Genomic DNA, 22,269 nt, shown 5'->3' with positions numbered 1-22,269 from the left:
AACAAAAAGGATGAATCTAATTAATATTCAAATTATATCTATAATATATCTATTTTACATTTAATTAATGCACAATTCTCTAAAACCCTTGTTTCCACTGCGCTTTTAAGTTATAATATAGTTAACAAATATAAATAAGAAATAAAAATTATAGAGGTGATGTATAATGACAGATTTAAAAGGGGAGAATCTTCATATAGACATTGAAGGTGATATTGGGAACGATTCTTTTAAAGGTTATATCAATGGTGAATACATAAAAATGAAAAACGTATATCAAAGCGTTTACTCGATGCCCAATGTAACAGAAACAAATACTCAAAAAAATGTAATTAATTTAGTAGACAATATGTTTGTAAATATTGCTAGTAAATCAATCAGAAGATCTGGGATGTACTTTATTGGGAATCGAGCGATGCTAACAGGGAAGAACCCAAAAAACATGAACATTAAAGTGGGCCAAAAATATAATGATGATTTGCCATTAATTAATATGCTAGGACTAATTGCAAATAAATCAGTCCAACTTGAGTGGGAAAAAACAGAACAACTACCACAATCAATTAATGTGACTGTTGATCTTATTTCCGCTATTCCAGCAAGCCAATGGACACCAGTAAATGCTAAGCACCTAGAGCAACGTTTTACTAATTCAAATCATGTTGTAATTGTTTATGTGGGGGAAGAACAAGTAACAGTCAGCTTAACATTCAACAGTGCAAACATTACCCAAGAAGGTATTCCTCCTTTATACGCAATCCTTGAAGGTGAAAAAGATATGTTTAATGACTTTATTAAACTATATAAAGACAAACTTGAGATAGCAACAGTAGAAAAGACATTCTTTAAGAACAAAAAAATCTTACATAGTGACATTGGAGATGGAACGACTGAGTATATATACACAGTTGGCGTAAATCCAATTATTGATGCTTGTAGTGGAGAAAGACGTGGAGTTGGGCATGCTACAGAAGAAGCTGTTAAGCTATTAAACCAAGATCGTGGAACAAACATTAAACGTCAACAATTCTCACAAATCCTTCAAGATCAAGATCATAAATACCATGAAGAAGCAACTGGGTTCTTTAATATTACAAAAGTGGAACAGGCTGAACTTATCTTAGAAGATACCAGTGAAAAATATGTAAACAATACAGCTAGTGAAGCTGAAATTTTATGTGTATACGGTGGGGGAAGTATTACTTTTAAAGATGAGTTATATGATCAACTATTAGAGTATTGTGAGCAAGTTGGTATGTACTTGTTATGGATTCCAGAAAAATATGCTGTAGATATGAATGCTAGAGGAATGCAAATAATCAAGAAAATTCTTACTCGAAAAAAGGTGAGATAGTATGACTGACAAAAAAAGGGAATCTTTCTTTTGGAATCTCAAAAAAATTGAGAATGAGGAATTCTTTAAATGGTTTGAATCTCAAGGGAATATAGCAGATTCATTATATAAACTTGTCTGTTACTTCATTGATAAACATGGCTTAAAAGATGTTGGTGATTATAAAATTCAGCAACAAATGCAAAGAGAAGTCTTACTTCAAGATAAAGATTTTTTAAATGAGGTTAAACGGGTCCTATTAAACAATTCAAATTTCATTATCAAAAATGATAACCAAAAAATTAAATCTCCTAGGGAAATAATTGAGGCTTCTGAGGAGAAGTCCGATAGTGAAGACGTGAAAAAAGCAGATGTTTCTAAATCTGAAACAAATGTTTTGAATGATGAGTATGAAGACCTTGATACAGCAAGTTTATTTGGTAATTAATGCTGTCAGCCTAAAAAAGAGTCCTAAAAATGGTCATCTCCCTGTCAAGTAGACAGTAATAAAAAGAGTATTATGCCACGGCCTTTTCCCGATATTCTATCGGGGAAAGGCCGTGAAGTTTTTCTTGGAATCTTTCTGTATTATAAAACTGAATATATTCTTGAATTGCTCGGTAGGCCATTTCATATGTTTTTGGGCGCACTAAATACAACTTCTCTGTTTTTAAATGTGAGAAGAATGATTCGATACACGCATTATCAAAACAGTTTCCACGTCTAGAATGACTACCGACAAATCCTAATTTCTCTAACTGTTTTGCGTAGGATTTAGATGTATATTGAAACCCTTGATCTGAATGGAAAAGGGGCTTAGTAGTTAATGACTTCCCTTCTAATTGACGTAATGTAGTTAAAACCAAATCTAAATCATTTCTTGAAGATAGCTTCCAGGCAACAATTTCATTGTTGTATAGATCTAACACAGCTGACAAATAGGCAAATTGTTCTCCGATTCGTACATAAGTAATATCTGTTACGAATTTTTGGTTTTGCTTTTCAGCTTGAAACTCTCGATTCAAATGATTTTTAAATACCACAGATGTTTTTCTTCCATAAAACGGACGTTTTTTTCGAATGATAGATTGAATACCCAGCTCTCTCATAAGACGACGAACACGTTTATGATTCATTACCATTCCTTCTCGAGCCAAAGCACGAGTCATACGTTTATACCCATAGTAAGGGTGCTGACGATGAATAGATAAAATATGTTCTTTATGCCACCTATCCCTTTTCTGACGTAAACGCTGCACGTTATGATATTTCCGCCATTTATAGTAGCCAGCCTTAGAAACTTCCGCGATTTGAAGCAACCATCGGAGTGGATAGGCTTGGCGTAATGAATCGATAAGAGAAAATCGTTCTTTCTTTAGGACCATTCCTTCCCATGTAGATTTGGATTGCGCTTTTTTAAATACTCAACCTGTGCCTTCAAATAAGCATTTTCTTCTTCTAGACTATTAAAATTCTTTCGATTCCAGACACCACGTTGATCATCAAAGGACTCCCCCTGTTGCGCACGTTTTACCCACTCAATAATCTGGGCATCGCTCTTCACACCGAGTTGTTCACGAATTTCTCGCAATGATTTTCTCTCTTCTAATCGAAGACGAACTGCTTCTCGCTTTAGTTCTTCTGTATATTTTTGAAATGATTGTCCTTTTCTTGCCATAAAAAAATCCCCTCCAGATAAAACAGTATTGAGTCCATCATATCAGATGGACTCTTTTTTTACTGTCTACCTATAGGGGGTAATACCATATACCTCCAACTCCGTTTTTATGGGCTAATTTGCTCCTATGGCACATAGGAGTGCTCTTTTATCAGGCCCTTTCTCTCTGGAGTAAAACAGCCAAAATACAACAGATTATTTACATTGGCAAGGCGACTTCATATTATTTGAAGGTTGCCCGCACTGACAATTCGCGTTATTCGCAGATACGTTTGTCTGTGCTCCTAGAGAAGAGTCCGTTGCCATTATAGATGCTCCTGGTTGTGCGAGTGGAGTAGCAACCCCAATGGTATTTATTACTGTATCTCCACCTGAAACACTATGTGGTGTGATTTCTTCATATATCATTTCTTGTACTTCTACCCAATCTACCGTAAACTCTGCACCCTCTGATTGAATAATCAAATCCACTTGGCTCGTATTCGCATCTGGATAGAAATAGAATTCTTGGGTCATAAAAGTAGGTTGGGTGAAGAATAACATATGTCTTTGATTTCCTGGTGGCACAATGGAAATCGTTCCTTGTCCTTTGGCACGAACGCGAACACGATACTCTGTGTTGCCGCCCTCACTTGGTAAGGTAATGATTTGAGTAACTGTGCTATCCCAATTCGATAATGTCAAGACAGGTTTCCGATTACTGTCTTGTGGGAAACTCACTGTACCGGCTATATTCCAGTTTTGTGCTTGTTGAAGAAACAAACCATTTTGAACAATATTCCGTGCTTGTAGTTGATTCCAAGCGCGAAGAGCGGCTTGATAGATTGCTGCTTTTTGTTGTGCATATCGATCTTGCATTGGTATACCTGGCATAGATCCTTCTTGAGGAGCACTGTTTTGAAGTGCTGTTAAGTTCTCTATATCGGTATAACTTACGTTTGGTCCGATCGTTCCGCTCCAATTGGATGAATCGTACATGGCATTTAATTGATTTGTAGCCTGCTGTAAACCCGCAGTGATTTGTGCCTGTTGCGCCAAATAGGGTTGTAGCCATTGTTCCTCTTGGTTTTGTGCTTTTCTTATTTCTGCCGCAGTTAGTGGGCGTCCCTCTGTCAAGGAAACTTGACTTATTTTTGCGAATCCATTCGACGGTACGGTAAAACCAACTGTAATGCCTATATTCGCTTCTGGATGTAATGCACCTACATCAATTGGATATTGAAAGAAGTTTGGACTACTGTTAACACCTTCTACAGAAGTTGGCAGAGACGTAGAATAGGCTACATTCACGACTTGATTGACTTCATTTCCATAGCGGGAAGCCATAATTTGTAGAGAATCCGCTTGTAAGACAAAAACGGATAGATAATAACGTGTATACGGTTTTAATACTGATTCCGGTACAGTCTGATAGGCATAAGATGGATATACAAGGGAAGAAGGAGGTAACACCAGTTGCTGCCCCGCGTATTGTGAGTCTCCTGATGAGATGAACACCTTGCGTCCAAGTTGCCACCCTTCACCTGTAAAACTCCCACTGCGCAATACATTTTGTGATTTACTCAGACGTTTTGCCTGATTCACTTGTGTATTTAATTCCCGTTTTTCTATTGCATAACTATTTGGTAGAGATTGAACTTGTTGATGCACATAATCAATCCAGTAATCGGTCACACCGGGAGCTAGTTGATTCGGATTATCGGTCGAAAAAAGACTTTGTGTCATTGTACGAACTTGGGCCACATCGTTAGATGTAGTTACGATCGACGAAGCAACTTGATTCATATTTACCACCATATCATCACTCCTCTATACTTATTTTGAATCTATTAAATAGATATAATATTAGCACGCTGCTTTCGAGAGTGTGTAAAAAATTGAAAATCACCCAAATATCATTTGCTAGGAATGTCGAAATTCAAAGTCTGAAACATTAGTTAGTAGGTGGCTGGTCCGTACCTAAATAGGCTTTTGCACTACCTGTTATTGTTAAACTATAATCATGAGGATTATTATATAATATGATTGCATCAAATCCTGATGGGTCTGCGTATCCCTGGTTCAATACTCGATTTGCTATCCATTGCCCTTGTCTTACATACCACACTTGTAGTGGCTGTATTTCAGGAGGTATCTGATCCGTAGAAGAACTACCGGCTACATATGATTTATACTGTAACTCTCCGCTCCAAATAGTTTTAGTTTGTAAAGGACTAAGAGTAAATGCATCCGGATCCAAAAATGGAATCAACTCAATGCGATCGATAAATACTTGTGTGTTTGTTTCCTGTGGCTGTAAGGTAAGTGCTACTACCACATTTCCTGAAGGTAAAGTAAGAGGATCACCAGATCCGCCACCTGCAGGCCATGAGATGTCTTGGACTACATAATTTCCTTGTTGTCCCGATACATATACTTGATTTGGGAAGTTTGCTTGTATATTGGCATTTGTAGTACTTTTAAATCCCCATCCACCACCTTGAATCTGGCCACCATTTGCTACTACACTTTGCGTTAAAGATGCAGTAGTTGTACCAGCGTTTGCATAACGTACACGAACTTTATATTTTCCCGCTGTTAAGTTTGTTGCTGTTATCAACAAAGTATTTCCCGGAGTAAGGTTTACAGCATTCGCACCATTCACCCATTCTCTTACCACTACAGGACGGTTCCCATTCGTAAGAAATCCCTTTTCTGCCGGAAACCCTTTTCCAACGATATTTAGTGTATCAGGATCGATTGTACCAAAAACATTGTTTGGACTTAGACCATAGGGAACGAAACTCGCCATTACTCCTAATTTCCCAGATGCTCCCGACACATTTGTTTGTGTAAAAGGGTATAGTGCATTTATTTTTTGATTCGGTAACGGAGTATTACAACTCGCTGCATATCCAGAACTTCCATTTACACAATAGCTTCCCGGTGTACACGTCGCAGCATTACAATAACCAGGTGTAGCACAACCTGCTAAGTCAGCATTTTCTGTCGATAAGCTTTCCGCATCTACATAACGAGTATTTTGAGTAATCGCATTAATTGTCTGGACAGGGGCAATCGCACGATGATCCCAGCTGGTGTTATTTCCCGGATCATTATCCCCGTAGCGGTACGTCTTATTATTTGTATAATCTAAATAAAGTCCATAGGGGTAACAAGCATTATTAGGGTTGTATGTTTTCGTTCGAATGTACTGTAATTCTCCTGGAAAATACGAGATATCATTCAGGTTGATGGGTTGATGTTGATAACCATTGCTATCAAAAATATTATGAATAGTCGTAGTCCCATTATTGATTTGATCCTGTCCAACCATATCTGAAAAAATAACACGTGTTTGTTCTAATTCTGTTTGAGAAGTATAATCATCAGGATACATGGAAGGCCATGTTGCAACCATATCTAAGCCGTTTAACAACATTCCTCGAATATATACATTGTAGGCATTGATCGAAGCTTTATCAGATCCTAATGAAGGCATCCCCGATTTAAAAGCATCAAACACTTTTTGTGTGTTGTCATGAATAGCTGTCCGCATGATTCCTTTTATTCTAACTAGATTTTGTTTTTGTGTAAGCCCATCACCTTGTGTTTGATCTGGGTACACTACATTAATCCATTTATTTGCAAACTGGATAAAAGATTGATACGTTGATAATTGTACAGTTGCTCCTATAACAAAGAAAGGTATCGCAAGCGTGTCAAAATTTCCAGTGACCATTTGACTTAGGGCGATAATAAAAGCGGAATTAGCCGCAACAAGTTCATTATAAACATTTACATAATCTGAAGGGCTTGGTTGTCTTGGTTGTCTGTTTTGATCTCCTTGTACGCCAGTAAACTGCGCATCGACTACGGTGTCCGCTGCCTCGCTCGCTAATGTAAAAATAGCATTCAAATACCCCTGCCAATTATTTTTATCCTGATTAGATAAGGCTTGATTCAACTGTTTTTGAATTTCTGCATCAATCAAATTAATCAATTGTTGAGTATCATCTTTACTACTGTGTGGCCACAACCAACCAATCACCATGCTGAGAATTGGTGCTGCAACAGCAACGCCAGGAATTTCAGCGCCTAAAACTGTTCCTAATATTCCTATACCAGCTTGTAAAACTGCTAGATAATTGAAGCTTCCCCCACTCGCTGCTGAGAATCCGTTCTGTAGAACCGTTGTTAATAATTTGTCACTACCTGTTTTTTGAAATTCCACCCATGCTTCTTTTAGGGAAGTAATAAGGTCCTCAAAATCACCAAATTGACTCCCTGCAGTGCCCCTTGGCGGGCTTACCAGTACATTATAAGGAATAATGGATTGTTCTTGTAATGAATTCATAAAATACCCCCCTATAAAAATGGATTTGATATAGCATACTCTCTTTTCGAGACGGTGAAGAAACTCAGAACTTTATATGTTTTATTGGTATTATAAACATATTTTTTTGTGTAAATGGAATTTTTTGGGTTGTTATCACCATTTTAAGATATACGTGAAATACTCTGTTTATTCCTGTTATTTTCTTTATATAAAAAACTACAATGTTTTCCGTAGTCTGACAAAATTGTTCAAAAAGTAAAAGTATGTGTATATGTGAGCCAAAAAAGGGGAAATTTACATTCCAGACTTCTCTTTTTCGACGTAAAAGGAATTACATTATTTAAACATCAACCATATTATTTCGTACATAATCATAACCGAGGTTTATCTTATCTTTAAATTAGGATGTGTGCTCTGAACACCTGAATCAACAACTGCTACAAACCTCATTTTTTCCAATTGATTCGTTTGAGCCTTTAATGTAATTCCAATGGATTTGAATCCCCGTAAACACAGTACTCATAGGATTATAATCACTATGTGTAAACTGTGAATCGTGTCCATTGGCTTGAATGATTTCAATATTAGGTAAAACCTCAAAAACATTAATAATGGCTATCAAGCTTTTGCTTTTTACTTATGCCGTACGCTATCCACCTTTTTTCTGATGTTACATTAGACCATGATTCCATTCGGAAAGGAAGTGCAGTCAACATCTTCCTTTCCTTCTATGAGTGAGCCCTATACAGAGTTAGGAACGACAGAAAACCAAACGATTTTAGGTGTAGAACTGATTCCCCATTAAGAAAATGGCACAATGTTTTCTGTAGATACGTTAAAAACAGGAACCGTATTAATTTTAATAACGAGTAAACAGGTAGAGATACAACTTATTTCCTCATCAGGGAAGGTTTATAATAAACAAGATACATTAGTAACAAAGGGTCATAATATCTTTTTAAAGGGGTTTTCATTCATATGTTTCAACTAAAAAGTATGAAAGTGGGAGACTGGCAGATACGTATGAACACGGAAGGTAAAGATGCCTATTTAATGATGGTACGGTATCAACAATAAGCACCTTTCCATTTGAAAATACCCGCTAATAAAGCAAAATTAAAAATCCCATCTTTTGATAAAAAACTGTTGAAGCGGAGGTGGTCTCTATTATGATTCGCGTTGTTCATTGGACAGCTACACTGAGTTCATAATCTGATGGATTTCGACAAGTAGATACAAATATTTTATCTGCTACGTTACAGCATATAGAGCAATCGGATATATACAATCTTATAATTGATGTGAAAGGAATAAATAAAACAGGACACCCATATACATGTACAATTATACTTTCTATGTATATTGAAAAATAAAATATGTTTAGAATTCTACAAACAGAAAAAACGCTCTTATGAGCGCCCTTTTTCTGTTCGTTACTTTTATTCATTTTGAGGTGGTACAGTAAAACTGGAACACAGTATAGAGATAAATTATTCTATATAAGAGGTGTTTCAGATGAAAAAACAGTATGATGAAACATTTAAAAAACAATGTGTTGAATTGGTAATCAAAGAAGGGCGTACAATTTCCAGTATTCAAAGAGAATTTGATCTAGGACATGGGACTCTTAATTCATGGATAAAAAAATATTCTTCTCCACTTTTAGATAGTAAGGGAACTGATATGGCAGAACTACGTTCTTTACGAAGAGAAATCCAGGCATTAAAAAAGGAAAATGAATTTTTAAAAAAGGCGGCAACCTTCTTTGCCAAAAACCAAAACTAACACGTTTTCAGTTTATCAAACAATATCACCACATATTTGGAGTGCGCTGGCTTTGCTATCGATTACAAGTGTCTGCGAGTGGTTTTTACGACTATTTTCATCGTAAAGCCACTGAAGGTCAGAAACAACGTAAAAAGACAGCGGCTTATATTGTCATGCAATTTAAACGTTTAAAAGGTAGAATGGGGTATCGAAAACTGTACCGTTATCTTATAAATAGAGATGTTATGGTGAGCTTATCTCAAGTAAGACAAGCTTTATGTCGAGCTGGATTAAAGTCAAAAGTTGTCACGTATTATAAAAAAAGAAAGCAAGACCATTATACATTCCCAAATGTACTAGAGCGCTCCTTTAAACCTGGTAAGAAAGACGTTCCAACAGTTGTATGTGATATTACAGAATTTCGTTTAGTAAATGGATTGAAAGTGTATTTTTGTGCTGCATTAGACATTAGCACCCGGCGGGTGCTTGGTTACTCTTTGGATACTCACCAAGATGCGCAATTAGTAAAGGACACAATTCAGCAAGTTAAAAATGTTTATGGAAGTCACAAAAAGATTTTATTTCATAGTGATCAAGGATCCCAGTTTGCCAGTTATACAGTTACTGATTTTTGTAAGCAACAAAAGATTCAACAAAGTATGTCCCGCAAGGGGAACTGTTGGGATAACGCTGTGATCGAATCATTTTTTAGCATCTTTAAACGTGAATGTTTGCATGGAGAAAAACTGATTTCTCTCGCTCAAGTAACTCAGTTAGTAGCTGAATTTATTTATATGTATTACCATTCCATTCGTCCGCACTCATCATTAAATGGAATGACTCCGTATCAGTATTCAAAATCAATTGCATAATCTATTTCATGTTCCAGTTTTTCTTGACCAGGTCAGAAGGTGCAAAAGTAGAAGAACGTATTGAAGCAATTGAATATGAATTAGCATATAAGATGAATGATATGTACAAACTGAAAAAATTAATTAGTAAGTTTAGGGGATTGGATAATAAAATACTTAAAATGAAATATGTGGACGGTATGACGTTGGAGCAAATAGCTGAAGAAATCAGTTATAGCTCTAGCCATATTAAAAAGAAACATGCTGAAATAGTTCGTTTGATTAAGTTCGTAGAGCGAGAAGGTATCATTTAGGTTCACTCCTAAAGTGAATCGAAACTCTTGAAAATATCGATTATAGTAATAACATAAGGTTTTGACGAAAGGGTAACTGGTGCACGATTGCTCTTTTGGTACCTCTGAATTTGTTTCTTGATATAGGTAATAGATGCAGTTCTTTTTTTCTCTTTTTTTAGTTAGAGTCATTATAGGGAATACATTTATAGGAAAGGTTACATCCTATGCGAGCGAAAAATGATAGATTAAAGCAATGGAACGCAGATTTTCAGGCTATTCAAGAGAAAAAAGAAGGAAGAAAAGAAAAAGAATAAAAAATATAATATTCTGGGTCATACAGCTGACTTTATGAATAGAGAAGTATGAGGGGGAAGGTTTAATGGTTATAGATGGATGAAGGAATGAAGAATGCAAGAATATATAAGTGTGGTGGGTTATTTTAGATGAAAGGTATTCTGTGCATTCTTCAACCTTCTGAATAAAAATGGTAGGAAGAAGAACGAATATCATTTGGTGTGATACACGAGTGGGTATAAGCACATGCAATGCACCAATTTGATGGTAGGTTCTTCCTCTATTTGTATTATGGACTTTGAATTGGTGTTTAATACCAATAAAAATGAATCAATAAAAAAAGGCGAATGAAATCGCCTCTTTTTTACATTTACATGGGTACTAAGAAATGCAATAGAGCGTGTTCGTATACTATATTCTGTTCCTTTTTTAATTTAGCTTTTCTTTTATTATGTAAAAAACGAGTACGTGTGCCAGCGTGCCCGTTTTTTGAATTTACAGTCACTATTACTGTTATGTGTGTGAGTCATGAACAAATAATAGTTCGAAAAGTAAGGGTTCAAGATAATATATGTAAATGAGTTGGGAATGGAACCAAAGGACAAAGTTGAAATGGTGTTTAAAACCAAAAACATCAAGTATCCTCTCATGTGACATTGATACAAGCTCATTTTATGGTTTTATTTACCAAAAATGTAGAACTTTTTAAAGAGAGAAGCATATATTGAAGTGTAGGACAACACCTATTGGTGGTGCTTTTTCTAGAAACCTTCCTTTCGATATAGATTATGTAAGAGCGGCCATTCTTTGGTAGCTCTCTTTTTCTTTAAATTAAATAGATCCATGCTCATTTTGGATGGAGTATGGAAAATAAAAGAACAGCCAAATTATGTTGTGATACATAATCTGGCTGTTCAGTGTGTGAATAGATAGTGAAAAACATAAATACCTTCGTAGGGGGAAGGATTATGTTTGATTGTAATTTTATACTAGCATGGATTTGTTAATAAGGTCATCTAAGAAATGGCATGTAATAAAGGTAAAATAAAGTTGGATGAAGAGCGACTGTATGATGATAAAGAGGAACTTTATGAATTGAGATACAAGCACGCTCGTCATCCACCTAAATGGAAAAGCTGAAGGGGAACATATGTATTTGATGCCATAGGGTGTTGTAAGAATGAGATATGAAAAAGAGAGTATCTTTACATATGTTCTTTATTCGTATTCTTAGTATAGGAAGTGATTTGGGTTTTTATACCAATTGAGTATACGAGTTAAAGCATCCATTCGAGTGCTTTATTTTGGATAAGGAGTGAGAACAAATGAAACTAACTAAACAGGAACAGGCGGTTGCGATTGGTACATTCATTTCACTGTTAGGGCAAGAGCTTGTAAATGAGCGTATTGATAAACGACAACTAGAGAGTGTAATTCCCATTTTTAATGAATTGGAAGATAACACCACACCAAAGCAAAGAAGAGAAGCGATGGTTAGCTTGTTAGATAAAACTATGGATGAACTTCTGAAGGAATAATAAAAAAAGCACAGTTACCGTATCAATTGTGGATGATAAGTAACTGTGCAAATAGAGAAACAGAAAGGTTTGATATAACTTGTATGTGATATCAAATATGATTAAGAGATTATTATTATAACATGAGGAATATACAATGGGATTGATAAAAATGTCCTTGACAAGGACAAAATGAGAGAAGATACCCCAGTATGGATGGAAGTCTATTTCCTGTTAGGAAACCTAAATATGTAAAGAATGGAAAAGGAATAAAGAACGACTGTATAATTGTAACAAAAGAAAATATGGTTTAGTTTTAATGTGAATTACATAGTACGTTCCTTATCCTTCATGGAGTGACTGAAAGGATGAAGCACATACATATTCATACATTTCAAAGATGTAGAATAGCTAATTGGGGTCATTCAATGTACAAAGCCGTAGTGAAAGTTTTTCATCCACTCTTATTATTTGTTAGTTTTGGTTTTGTATACCAATAAAAATGAATATAAATTAACAAATGCCCAAATGGTATTGAAATGAGAACAGATACAAGGAGTGGAGAAGATGGAACATATTGAAACAGAGGTACAAAAGAAAATTGATGCGCTCGGTCTAAGTCCTTTGGACGATATAATTTATCATAGATATTTTAAAAATCGAACGGTAGTAGAAATGGATGAACTTCAGTTTAAATATTATAAAATGTATGGGCAACAACCTATGTTCTATTCAATGACTCATCTTATGGATTCGACAATAGAAGAATTAGTAAAGAATGATGAAAAGAATCAAAAACAATTCAATCCTTCCTTTTTTATGAGGTTAAAAAGAAGGGTTGATAGATGGTTGTTTAGAGGAGTAGTTCGAAAGTAGAGTGGTAAAGAGAGAATGAGAGAATATAAAACAAAACAACAAAAACGTAAGTTCTATGACAGTAGGGCATGGAAACAATTGCGAGAAGAAGTAAAAAAGCGAGACAATTATGAGTGTCAGGAATGTAAACGAAATGGTCGTGTACAAACTGATACCAATGAGTACAGTGAGCGTGCCAAGCGTAAGAAGATTCAACTCGTTGTCCATCATATAAAAGAACTAGGACATCATCCAGAACTTGCATTAGAAATAGATAACTTAGAAACAGTCTGTGTGGATTGCCATAATAAAGAACACGGTAGAACATTCAAAAAGAAACCGAACAAATGGGAAAACGATGAAAAGTGGTGAAAATGATTCAGGGATAAGGCCCCCCAGTTCGAAGGTTGGGCTTTTTTTCGTCTAAGGGGCACCGGAGGAGGGGGTTAACTGTCAGTTTTTTTTCGAAATTACGCACGTTAGGGGGGTGGGTAGATGGCTGTTAGTATTGTGAGGTTAAAAGAACAGCTCATGAATAGTATTGATATTACAGATTTAGTCGAAGTTGAAAAAGTAGAAAGATATATTGATCTGGTCAAAGCATTTAGAAAAATAAATAAAACCATTAATAAAGAAGGCGAGTCTGTAACAGTAAAAAATGCTTCCCAAGTGTTTGTTAAAGCCCACCCTCTTATAAGTGAGAGAAACAAAATTAACAGTTCTTTAATTGCTTTAGGAAGAGATATAAAGTTTGTCCCTAAAGTTGGTGCTTCTAATACGGGATACAGTCCAAGTGATTTAATATGATTGGGCAAAAGTATGTAGATGAATACATTGAACTTTATAGAAGTGGAAAAATAAAATTCAATAAAGAAAGAGAACTGTTAATTGACTATCTAGAAAAATATGTTTTGAACAGAGATGATTTGTATTTTGATGATGAAATGATTGAGAAGTGTATCCGCTTTGGAGAGAAATGGTACTTTCCGTTACAAGCATTTCAGAAATTCTTAATAGCATTCGTTTTTTGGTTTTATAAGAAAAACGGACGTGTATTTTATCGGAAATTCTTGTGGATGCTTGGGCGTGGTGGTGGTAAAAACGGATTAATATCAGTCATCATTCATTTTTTAATTAGTGAAATGCATGGTATTACCGAATATAACATTTCTGTTGTTGCAAACAGCGAAGAGCAGGCGAAAACTAGTCCAGATGAAGTTCATAAATGCGTCAGACGAAATGACATATTGCAACGAGCATTTAAAACCACATTAACTCAAACTGTTTCTAAAGCTACAGGAAGTATATTGAAGTTTAGAACGTCTAATGGAGATACAAAGGATGGTTTGCGTGATGGCGCGGTTGTATTTGATGAAATACATCAATATGAAAGCAATAAAGATGTTCGAGTCCACATTAGTGGATTAGGGAAAAAGAAGGTTCTGGTGCAAAATTTTTAAAATATTTGAAAACGATCTTCCCAACTTGGTCATACTGGTACTACGACTTTAAAAAAGGTGCGTGATTAGTATGGAAAAAGAAAATATGTTTAAGTGGAAACATTATCAACCGGATATTATTTTGTTAACGATACGTTGGTACCTGCGGTACAATCTTAGCTTTCGCGATTTGGTGGAAATGATGGAGGAAAGGGGTTTATCCCTTTCTCATACAACGATTATGCGTTGGGTTCATCAGTATGGGCCAGAGTTAAATGAGCGTATTCGAAAACATTTGAAGCCAACAAATGATTCCTGGAGAGTGGATGAAACATATCTAAAAATCAAAGGAAAGAAAATGTATTTATATCGTGCGGTGGATTCCGAAGGAAACACAATTGATTTTTACTTAAGTCAGAGACGAAATGCAAAAGCTGCCAAACGTTTTCTAAAGAAAGCTTTGGCAGCTTGTCATGCGAAAAAACCTCGTACAATTACGGCCGATGGCGATAAAGCTTACCCAGTTGCGATATGGAAATTAAAAGAAGACAAGTACCTACCACACGATATTCCACTTCGTGTGAAAAAATATTTAAATAACATCATTGAACAGGACCATCGGTTTATCAAAAAACGCATCCGAAATATGCTTGGATTAAAATCATACCAAACAGCTAGAAAAATGATAGACGGAATAGAAGCTATGTATATGATCAAAAAAGGACAAACTTATCAAGGGGCGAGGTCTGTCCAAAAACAGAATATCTTTATTAATCAACTGTTTGGATTAACAGCATAAAAAAGATTCCGGTAGGAATCCTAGCTTTTTGTTTCATTTATCATTTATTTGCACCAGAACCAGAAATACCAGGTACAATTAGACAAGCGCGTCGGTATCGTATACGGAAAAATGGAGAAGAATTGTTTGGACATTATAGAAAGAAACATCCGAAATTATTTGATAAACAAAAGTTATACACGTATGAAGAGTTGAAATATCGAGCGGTGAACTATTGTTCGTCTCATTTGGTGATTCATCTCTAATCCAGATAGGTCACTATGTATGCATTATGTTCTGAAAAACAGATAAAACGTCTATTTTTTGTGAAGAATAAAAAACGACTGCTCAGATTTATTTTTAACGAAAGAAGACAATCAAGAGAATACATTTCTATGTAAAAAACGTTAAACGCAATTAAGAAAAAACAAGCTGATTATGCAGGGCTATATGTATGTTTAAGTAGTAATGCAAATAATTTCACGTATCATTCGGTATAATAACCAATTATCACCACCAAATATTCATCAAGGGTTGCGTCCTCTCTTCCGTATCCGCTACAATAGAGATAGAATACACACAAAGAAAGGTGACTCACGCTATGAATCAACCTTTAGTCAATTTACGAGTCGATTTTGCTTTCAAGCAATTATTTGGTGTACAAGGTCAAGAGGAATTACTGATTTCTTTTTTAAATGCAATTTTGCATGAATCCTTATCTACACCGATTGTATCCTTAAAAATTGAAGACCCACATTTACATAAAGAATACGAAGAAGATAAATTATCCATACTAGATATATTAGCTACACTTCAAGATGAGACCAAGGTAAATGTGGAAATCCAGTTACGAAATACACAAGAGATTGTAAAACGTTCCCTGTATTATTGGAGTAAACTGTATACATCTCAATTAGAGCAAGGAATGCCTTATCGTTCTTTACGAAAAACGATTGCGATTAATCTATTAGATTTTGATCTCTTTCCTCAATATGATGATATGCATACAGTCGGACAATTTTGGAGTCAACAACACAAGGAAGTGTTACTCGAAGATTTGGAAATCCATTTCATTGAAATTCCGAAATTGCTACAGCAATGGAGAGAAGAAAAAATTAATCCGTGGGAAAATGAATTCGCTCGTTGGTTACTTTTACTACCAGCGCATGAAGATGAACATTTAACCCACACGTTGGAGGATATAGCCATGAAACAAGATCCAATGTTACAGAAGGCAATCCACAAATGGGAAAATATGAGTCAGAGTAGCTCTTTCCGTCTCGCATATGAAGCACGGGAAAAAGTGTTATTTGATGAACAAGCGAAATTAGCACATGCTCGTGAGGTTGGTATAGAAGAAGGTATGGAAAAAGGGAAAGTAGCCGAAAGACAACAACTTATTCGTGGTATGCATAAGAATAGCATGAATATTGAAGATATTGCGAAGTTTACAAATATGGATATGTCAGAAATACGCCATATTTTAGACAAGTAAAGTGTATGATACATTTTTTTAAAAAAAGATGGTTCTTCTGGGATATCTGTACCTGAAGAGCCAATGCTTATAAAAAGAATGAATATTCAGATAAAAAACATAAATACCTCTGCAAATGCTATACTTAACTGATACTGCTCCCTGATTTGTATAACAAGTCAGGGAGATTTTCGTATGCTTCATGTTATACGATTCTTTTATCAGCAGATCCCTATATAAAAAGTATTAATTTGAAAATAAATATATTTTCGATATTATTGCATAAGAAAGCTCTCCTTTTCGAATTATTTTCCAGGCGAATGTTGATTTTTCATATTCTACATAACTCTTGACTAATAAATGAGAAAGGAATCCTGTTCTTTTTATGACTTCCTATGTAGACATATTTTGAGGTGGTACAGTAAAACTGGAACACAGTATAGAGATAAATTATTCTATATAAGAGGTGTTTCAGATGAAAAAACAGTATGATGAAACGTTTAAAAAACAATGTGTTGAATTGGTAATCAAAGAAGGGCGTACAATTTCCAGTATTCAAAGAGAATTTGATCTAGGACATGGGACTCTTAATTCATGGATAAAAAAATATTCTTCTCCACTTTTAGATAGTAAGGGAACTGATATGGCAGAACTACGTTCTTTACGAAGAGAAATCCAGGCATTAAAAAAGGAAAATGAATTTTTAAAAAAGGCGGCAACCTTCTTTGCCAAAAACCAAAACTAACACGTTTTCAGTTTATCAAACAATATCACCACATATTTGGAGTGCGCTGGCTTTGCTATCGATTACAAGTGTCTGCGAGTGGTTTTTACGACTATTTTCATCGTAAAGCCACTGAAGGTCAGAAAAAACGTAAAAAGACAGCGGCTTATATTGTCATGCAATTTAAACGTTTAAAAGGTAGAATGGGATATCGAAAACTGTACCGTTATCTTATAAATAGAGATGTTATGGTGAGCTTATCTCAAGTAAGACAAGCTTTATGTCGAGCTGGATTAAAGTCAAAAGTTGTCACGTATTATAAAAAAAGAAAGCAAGACCATTATACATTCCCAAATGTACTAGAGCGCTCCTTTAAACCTGGTAAGAAAGACGTTCCAACAGTTGTATGTGATATTACAGAATTTCGTTTAGTAAATGGATTGAAAGTGTATTTTTGTGCTGCATTAGACATTAGCACCCGGCGGGTGCTTGGTTACTCTTTGGATACTCACCAAGATGCGCAATTAGTAAAGGACACAATTCAGCAAGTTAAAAATGTTTATGGAAGTCACAAAAAGATTTTATTTCATAGTGATCAAGGATCCCAGTTTGCCAGTTATACAGTTACTGATTTTTGTAAGCAACAAAAGATTCAACAAAGTATGTCCCGCAAGGGGAACTGTTGGGATAACGCTGTGATCGAATCATTTTTTAGCATCTTTAAACGTGAATGTTTGCATGGAGAAAAACTGATTTCTCTCGCTCAAGTAACTCAGTTAGTAGCTGAATTTATTTATATGTATTACCATTCCATTCGTCCGCACTCATCATTAAATGGAATGACTCCGTATCAGTATTCAAAATCAATTGCATAATCTATTTCATGTTCCAGTTTTTCTTGACCAGGTCAAAATATCTTTGCATCAGCAATGGATCGCATGCTCTTTCTCTCTGATATGCAGCTAACCTTTCAACCCCTCTACGAGTTCCCGGTCTTCTCGCCTTTTTCATCCATTCTAAGGAGTAAGAAATGTCACTAATCATATCAGTGAGAATCTTTACATCTTCCTCTTTAGCATCCTTCTGCGCTTCTCTCAATTGCTTTAAAACCGTATTATATTGTTTAATCAAATCCTGCATAACCTATCCCTCCTTATAAACAAAAAAGAACACCGTATATAGACTGTGCTTCTCTACATAACAGTGTTCTTTTATTACTTTCATATTTAATTTCTACGCTTCTCTCACTACACAAGTGAATTCCACTTATACAGTCAGAGAAACGGAAAACCGTTCCTCATAGACACAAATCGGTAAGTGTAGCTGATGCTTCTAATTAGTTTGGTAAAGTTCAAGAGAGAAATAAAGTGTTGAGGTGCCCCACGCCTCTTTGAACCGAGGAAAGTATGATTAGCAATTGGACATTCGGAAGGAACATCCTCGGCTCAAAGAGAGGTGTAACCCTCTCCCCCGTTGGTCGGACCCTTACTTACGTTTATTCGTGAGTAAACTATAATTAATTGCCCTAGCCCGAGAAATTTAGATAAATCAAGAAACAACATACAGTACCATTTCCGTGGCAGTTCTTATTACATTTCCAATGATACAGGTACACTACTAACATTTTTTATCAATTTTTTATCAAAAAAATCATTTAATTAATGAATCTTATGTAACAAATTACATATTACTTCTCTTCATCTTGGTTAAAATATTTTAGATATATGTACCTAATATCCTCATAAAATCCTATTAATTCTTTTAAATACTTCTCTAATTCAGGTAATGTCATAAGGTCTTCTTTTCTCAATAATTCAAACTGCATATTTAATTCGGAGTACGTGTGCTCTTCTGCAGAACTTTTACGTATTAACTCCAAATAGCCATGAATCTCATGTTCATAATAAAAACAATCTTCCTTCAATTTATCTATTTCTTGTTTTCGAATACTAGAAAAAGCTCTACCCCAGAGAGCTGCTGTTTTACCAGAACCAGCAGGCATTGTTACGAAACTTTTGTATTCCCTCAACTCATCCGTTACATCTGTTGAAACTTTTCCTTCTGTATATAAATCTATAAAATTACTTGGATGTAATATCTTTAAAGTTTTTCCGTTAGTCTCTTTATAAAATTCTTGAACTAATTCCCTCTTAGCCCCTAAGACATTTTTCTTATTATCTGTATAAACCCAATCATCTTTATTATCAAATGTAATAAAAATCACATCATCCTTAATTTGACAGATTTGTAACCAAATGATTAAATCCCCGTATTTATTTAGCCCTTTTGCTTTATCTCTAAACCCTGGTGGTATGTTTTCTTTAAATCTTTGCTTACCCAACTCTTCTAACCGAGATTCATTAATTTCTTCTCCTTCATAATATGCCTTTTCCAATATTTCCTTATATTTAAAAAGGATTGGATCATCATCTAGGTAGTTACTCATTTTTGAAACAAGATTTTGTAATTCAGCTTTAAAATCCGTTCCTACTTTTCTAATTTCTTTGAGTTTCTCCCTTAAAATTTCTTGAGATTGGACAACTTCTCCTATATGACTAGTTTCCAATACATCTATAGCAGGCAAGATTTCATTTAATTTTTTTGGAGTTGTAATATTAGAAATCTTTTCTAAGCTACCTATGAAATCTTGTAGGTTACAAGCTATATCTTTTATACGTTCAGGTCTATTTTCATTAAATTCCCATATAACATGTGAGGGGATTTTTAAACGTTTTGCCTCAGCTAATTCTTCTAACATTTTTAAGATAGCTTTAAATGTAACTGGTTTAGTTTGATAAGCTGATAGCAAAACATTTGTATCAACCACAACTTTTGCAGTTTTGATCATTTTATCTATATGTTTAGTTTCTAAAAATAATTTTTCTAATTCATTTTGCATGAGTAGTTCTCCTTTTTATAAAAATAACTGCTGTAAGTGTACTAAAATACAATCCTTATATATTCTTAATTTTATAAATGGTTTCATTACCAATCTTTTCGATTTCAATCTTCCCTGTATCTTTTAACACCCTCAAAGCTTGTTCCAACAAAACTTTATGGATAATTTTTTTGGTGTTATTCCTAATTTTTTGATGTATTTCTGTAAAACTCAATCCTTTAGGTTCATCAGCTAACAATTCATATACCAATTCACTTGTGACTTTGTTCCTGAAGCCTCTCTGTAATGGCAGATCTTCTAAAAAAATCTTAGATTCATTATTTATTTTAGAGCTGATATCTTGTGTTAAATATGGTACTGCTTCTTCTAACAATTGTTGCAATTGCTCATTTGTGGGATCTAATTGTTTTTCAGGTGTACCCGCCCCAATGTCTTTTACAAAATCCCCCACACTCTCTCTAATTACTGATTCTAGCTTCTCAACATCTAACTTTTTAACATTTTGATCAACATTATCTATCTTATACTCCATTGTCTTCAATGTGTTTTGCATTTGTTGATTCAGTCTCTGTGAGTCACTATCTTGTTTTAGCGCAATAAAAATTGCTACTGAACCCAAAGCAATCGATACTGCACTTGACATGATAGAAAAATTCGTTTCCATCCCTTTTGTTTTAGCAAACCACAACGAAAGTATAACAATAATAATTCCAATCAAAATCCCAACTAGCCATTTCCAATCTTTATCTGTCCAATTTTTTTCTCCCATGTCACTTTACCTTCCTTAACTAGAAATATAAAACATATATATACATTTTTTTCTACAAAAAATACTATCACAAAATAAAAAACATCGCATCCCATACAAATTCTTCAGTGTTAGCATTCAATAATTTTAACTAAAATTCTATTTGACTTTATTTGCATAAGTGACTCTATTACATGCGGCATCCATGTGATTTAATTGTAGAAGCCTACTCACCCGAATACGCCCTCAATTGCTCAATAGCTATCCCGTGTGCATGTTTCTCATTATCTATTAAAGTTACTCCCCTAGACATAGCACTCCAAAACTCATATCCACAATCCTCCATCCACCTATAAACTTCTGTTGTATATAAACCATCTTTTCGTTTTATTATTTCAACTTTATATTGCTTACTTGGTGAAAAGTATTCTTTCAAAACTTGTCCCATATAAATTCTCTCCCAATAAAAGAGACTGCTATCCCTAAAACAGCAGTCTCTTTAAATCTTTTATTTATATTTTAAAACCTTATCAAATACACGCTCCAAAAACCTTCTTTTATTAAAGATTCTTTCAACCCTTTTAGATGTTCTTTTAAAATGATCATAATGTTTTTTCGTAGTTTCTAATCCTCTCACCATTACATATAAACTAGCATAAAAACCAAATAAGGATTTTTCATTTATACCAAAAAAATCAATAGGACCAATTATAAAGCTTAATCCCCCTATTGATAATGCTAAGAATCCTAAGCCAATCTCAAAAATCCCATAAAGAAAAGTCGTATTTGGATTTTGTTTTAGCCTATACAAATTGATAGCAACCACAAATCCCCAATAACTAAATAATACCCAAAAGAACATCGCCAATAGAGCTTTATTACCTATTGTCATATTAATATTTAACATTATAAAATAAAATATTTCTTTAGTACCCAATAAATAAGCAAAAACTATAACTACATATAAAAATATAGCTAATAAAACTGGAAATAAATTATTCACAAAAAAACCTCTTATACTCATTTTCCTTGTTGGCTCGTTCGGCTCTTTTTCGACTTCATTCACTTTAATATCCTTATTAAGACTTTTAACCTCAGCTATTACTAACTCTTTTGCTATATTTTTAACAGCTGTTCTAACTTCAAACTTAACTTCATCACGTACTTCATCTAAAACTTCCTCCAAGATTTCCTGAATAACCTTCTTACTCATAATAAAACTCCATTCCTCTCGCCTTTCTATTTAATTAAATGGGCACATAAAATTTTAACAATATATACACATATAAAAATATACA

20 protein-coding genes and 4 pseudogenes are annotated in these 22,269 nt (G+C 34.6%); 16 read left to right on the top strand and 8 right to left on the bottom strand.

The genetic code is table 11. From position 1 onward, the window contains the following. Positions 1–166: 166 nt before the first annotated feature. Both F3I02_RS20040 and F3I02_RS20035 read left to right on the top strand, forming a co-directional pair. The gene (locus F3I02_RS20040) at positions 167–1,354 is read left to right on the top strand and encodes a ParM/StbA family protein (protein ID WP_196478259.1); all 1,188 of its coding nucleotides are present in this window, start codon (positions 167–169) and stop codon (positions 1,352–1,354) included. Between the two features lies 1 nt (position 1,355). Beyond that, a complete protein-coding gene (locus F3I02_RS20035) occupies positions 1,356–1,781 on the top strand; it encodes a hypothetical protein (protein ID WP_196478260.1) in 426 nt (141 codons plus the stop codon). 70 nt (positions 1,782–1,851) lie between these two features. On the opposite strand, the gene F3I02_RS20030 is transcribed toward F3I02_RS20035, so the two are convergent. The 3 genes from F3I02_RS20030 to F3I02_RS20020 form a co-directional block, all read right to left on the bottom strand. Next, positions 1,852–3,011 (bottom strand): IS3-like element ISBth8 family transposase gene (locus F3I02_RS20030; protein WP_196477519.1). Its coding sequence is split into 2 segments (ribosomal slippage): positions 1,852–2,753 and positions 2,753–3,011, totalling 1,161 coding nucleotides; the frame shifts between segments, so codons are not numbered across the junction. A 195-nt stretch (positions 3,012–3,206) separates the two neighbouring features. Beyond that, positions 3,207–4,808 (bottom strand): hypothetical protein, encoded by a 1,602-nt coding sequence (locus F3I02_RS20025; RefSeq protein WP_196477518.1) that lies wholly within the window; start codon positions 4,806–4,808, stop codon positions 3,207–3,209. A gap of 136 nt (positions 4,809–4,944) precedes the next feature. Continuing rightward, positions 4,945–7,347 carry an insecticidal delta-endotoxin Cry8Ea1 family protein gene (locus F3I02_RS20020; protein WP_196478321.1) on the bottom strand — a complete coding sequence of 801 codons (2,403 nt, stop codon included), beginning with the start codon at positions 7,345–7,347 and terminating at the stop codon, positions 4,945–4,947. A 664-nt stretch (positions 7,348–8,011) separates the two neighbouring features. Here F3I02_RS20020 and F3I02_RS34460 point away from each other — a divergent pair. The 14 genes and pseudogenes from F3I02_RS34460 to F3I02_RS19960 all read left to right on the top strand — a co-directional run bounded on the left by F3I02_RS34460 (position 8,012) and on the right by F3I02_RS19960 (position 18,199). Continuing rightward, complete coding sequence (locus F3I02_RS34460) at positions 8,012–8,134, top strand: hypothetical protein (protein WP_269061754.1); 123 nt, start codon at positions 8,012–8,014, stop codon at positions 8,132–8,134. 710 nt (positions 8,135–8,844) lie between these two features. Then, positions 8,845–9,114, top strand: a complete 270-nt coding sequence (locus F3I02_RS20015) for a transposase (protein WP_230876755.1) — start codon at positions 8,845–8,847, stop codon at positions 9,112–9,114. Continuing rightward, positions 9,069–9,968, top strand: coding sequence for an IS3 family transposase (locus F3I02_RS20010; RefSeq protein ID WP_196477923.1), 900 nt, complete (start codon positions 9,069–9,071; stop codon positions 9,966–9,968). Before F3I02_RS20015 ends, F3I02_RS20010 begins: the two co-directional genes overlap by 46 nt. Before the next feature lie 32 nt (positions 9,969–10,000). Continuing rightward, positions 10,001–10,261, top strand: a pseudogene (locus F3I02_RS20005) (hypothetical protein); the annotation flags it as partial. Positions 10,262–11,862: 1,601 nt separating this feature from the next. Continuing rightward, positions 11,863–12,075, top strand: a complete 213-nt coding sequence (locus tag F3I02_RS20000) for a hypothetical protein (protein WP_078187446.1) — start codon at positions 11,863–11,865, stop codon at positions 12,073–12,075. Between the two features lie 546 nt (positions 12,076–12,621). Continuing rightward, entirely contained in the window at positions 12,622–12,930 is a 309-nt protein-coding gene (locus F3I02_RS19995; protein WP_061656728.1) for a hypothetical protein, read from the top strand. Between the two features lie 15 nt (positions 12,931–12,945). Further along, entirely contained in the window at positions 12,946–13,281 is a 336-nt protein-coding gene (locus F3I02_RS19990) for an HNH endonuclease (protein ID WP_078187444.1), read from the top strand. Positions 13,282–13,404: 123 nt separating this feature from the next. Continuing rightward, positions 13,405–13,716: a P27 family phage terminase small subunit gene (locus F3I02_RS19985; protein ID WP_196478271.1), complete on the top strand. Its 312-nt coding sequence runs from the start codon at positions 13,405–13,407 to the stop codon at positions 13,714–13,716. Next, positions 13,713–14,348: pseudogene (locus F3I02_RS19980) on the top strand (terminase large subunit domain-containing protein); the annotation flags it as partial. The gene F3I02_RS19985 and the pseudogene F3I02_RS19980, both read left to right, overlap by 4 nt. A gap of 91 nt (positions 14,349–14,439) precedes the next feature. Next, on the top strand, positions 14,440–15,147 hold the full coding sequence (locus F3I02_RS19975) for an IS6 family transposase (protein ID WP_196478272.1): 708 nt from the start codon (positions 14,440–14,442) through the stop codon (positions 15,145–15,147). A gap of 47 nt (positions 15,148–15,194) precedes the next feature. Then, a pseudogene (locus F3I02_RS34060) lies at positions 15,195–15,392 on the top strand (hypothetical protein); the annotation flags it as partial. A 335-nt stretch (positions 15,393–15,727) separates the two neighbouring features. Continuing rightward, positions 15,728–16,621, top strand: a complete 894-nt coding sequence (locus tag F3I02_RS19970; RefSeq protein WP_196478320.1) for an Rpn family recombination-promoting nuclease/putative transposase — start codon at positions 15,728–15,730, stop codon at positions 16,619–16,621. A 454-nt stretch (positions 16,622–17,075) separates the two neighbouring features. After that, positions 17,076–17,345 (top strand): transposase, encoded by a 270-nt coding sequence (locus F3I02_RS19965; RefSeq protein ID WP_230876755.1) that lies wholly within the window; start codon positions 17,076–17,078, stop codon positions 17,343–17,345. Continuing rightward, the gene (locus tag F3I02_RS19960; RefSeq protein ID WP_196477931.1) at positions 17,300–18,199 is read left to right on the top strand and encodes an IS3 family transposase; all 900 of its coding nucleotides are present in this window, start codon (positions 17,300–17,302) and stop codon (positions 18,197–18,199) included. The genes F3I02_RS19965 and F3I02_RS19960 overlap by 46 nt, the downstream gene beginning before the upstream one ends. 16 nt (positions 18,200–18,215) lie before the next feature. On the opposite strand, the pseudogene F3I02_RS19955 reads toward F3I02_RS19960, so the two are convergent. The 5 genes and pseudogenes from F3I02_RS19955 to F3I02_RS19935 form a co-directional block, all read right to left on the bottom strand. Next, a pseudogene (locus F3I02_RS19955) lies at positions 18,216–18,464 on the bottom strand (sigma-70 family RNA polymerase sigma factor); the annotation flags it as partial. A gap of 547 nt (positions 18,465–19,011) precedes the next feature. Next, a complete protein-coding gene (locus F3I02_RS19950; protein WP_196477663.1) occupies positions 19,012–20,223 on the bottom strand; it encodes a PIN-like domain-containing protein in 1,212 nt (403 codons plus the stop codon). A gap of 55 nt (positions 20,224–20,278) precedes the next feature. After that, positions 20,279–20,992, bottom strand: coding sequence for a hypothetical protein (locus tag F3I02_RS19945; protein WP_196477664.1), 714 nt, complete (start codon positions 20,990–20,992; stop codon positions 20,279–20,281). Positions 20,993–21,197: 205 nt separating this feature from the next. Further along, on the bottom strand, positions 21,198–21,419 hold the full coding sequence (locus tag F3I02_RS19940) for a hypothetical protein (protein ID WP_196477665.1): 222 nt from the start codon (positions 21,417–21,419) through the stop codon (positions 21,198–21,200). 60 nt (positions 21,420–21,479) lie between these two features. Continuing rightward, entirely contained in the window at positions 21,480–22,184 is a 705-nt protein-coding gene (locus F3I02_RS19935) for a hypothetical protein (RefSeq protein WP_196477666.1), read from the bottom strand. Between the last annotated feature and the right edge of the window lie 85 nt (positions 22,185–22,269).

This window comes from Bacillus sp. SRB3LM (assembly GCF_015712745.1).
Classification (GTDB): domain Bacteria; phylum Bacillota; class Bacilli; order Bacillales; family Bacillaceae_G; genus Bacillus_A; species Bacillus_A thuringiensis_K.
Note: the sequence above shows the minus strand (reverse complement) of the source record. Positions and strands in the feature narration are given on the sequence as shown.

Excerpts from the sequence above, each read along its gene's own strand:
- F3I02_RS19995 (WP_061656728.1), top strand. The coding sequence starts at position 12,622 with ATGGAACATATTGAAACAGAGGTACAAAAGAAAATTGATGCGCTCGGT.
- F3I02_RS19950 (WP_196477663.1), bottom strand. The coding sequence starts at position 20,223 with ATGCAAAATGAATTAGAAAAATTATTTTTAGAAACTAAACATATAGAT.
- F3I02_RS20015 (WP_230876755.1), top strand. The coding sequence starts at position 8,845 with ATGAAAAAACAGTATGATGAAACATTTAAAAAACAATGTGTTGAATTG.
- F3I02_RS19970 (WP_196478320.1), top strand. The coding sequence starts at position 15,728 with ATGAATCAACCTTTAGTCAATTTACGAGTCGATTTTGCTTTCAAGCAA.
- F3I02_RS19965 (WP_230876755.1), top strand. The coding sequence starts at position 17,076 with ATGAAAAAACAGTATGATGAAACGTTTAAAAAACAATGTGTTGAATTG.
- F3I02_RS34460 (WP_269061754.1), top strand. The coding sequence starts at position 8,012 with ATGATTCCATTCGGAAAGGAAGTGCAGTCAACATCTTCCTTTCCTTCT.
- F3I02_RS20025 (WP_196477518.1), bottom strand. The coding sequence starts at position 4,808 with ATGGTGGTAAATATGAATCAAGTTGCTTCGTCGATCGTAACTACATCT.
- F3I02_RS19990 (WP_078187444.1), top strand. The coding sequence starts at position 12,946 with ATGAGAGAATATAAAACAAAACAACAAAAACGTAAGTTCTATGACAGT.
- F3I02_RS19940 (WP_196477665.1), bottom strand. The coding sequence starts at position 21,419 with ATGGGACAAGTTTTGAAAGAATACTTTTCACCAAGTAAGCAATATAAA.
- F3I02_RS20040 (WP_196478259.1), top strand. The coding sequence starts at position 167 with ATGACAGATTTAAAAGGGGAGAATCTTCATATAGACATTGAAGGTGAT.
- F3I02_RS20020 (WP_196478321.1), bottom strand. The coding sequence starts at position 7,347 with ATGAATTCATTACAAGAACAATCCATTATTCCTTATAATGTACTGGTA.
- F3I02_RS19945 (WP_196477664.1), bottom strand. The coding sequence starts at position 20,992 with ATGGGAGAAAAAAATTGGACAGATAAAGATTGGAAATGGCTAGTTGGG.
- F3I02_RS19935 (WP_196477666.1), bottom strand. The coding sequence starts at position 22,184 with ATGAGTAAGAAGGTTATTCAGGAAATCTTGGAGGAAGTTTTAGATGAA.
- F3I02_RS20035 (WP_196478260.1), top strand. The coding sequence starts at position 1,356 with ATGACTGACAAAAAAAGGGAATCTTTCTTTTGGAATCTCAAAAAAATT.
- F3I02_RS20000 (WP_078187446.1), top strand. The coding sequence starts at position 11,863 with ATGAAACTAACTAAACAGGAACAGGCGGTTGCGATTGGTACATTCATT.
- F3I02_RS19985 (WP_196478271.1), top strand. The coding sequence starts at position 13,405 with ATGGCTGTTAGTATTGTGAGGTTAAAAGAACAGCTCATGAATAGTATT.
- F3I02_RS19975 (WP_196478272.1), top strand. The coding sequence starts at position 14,440 with ATGGAAAAAGAAAATATGTTTAAGTGGAAACATTATCAACCGGATATT.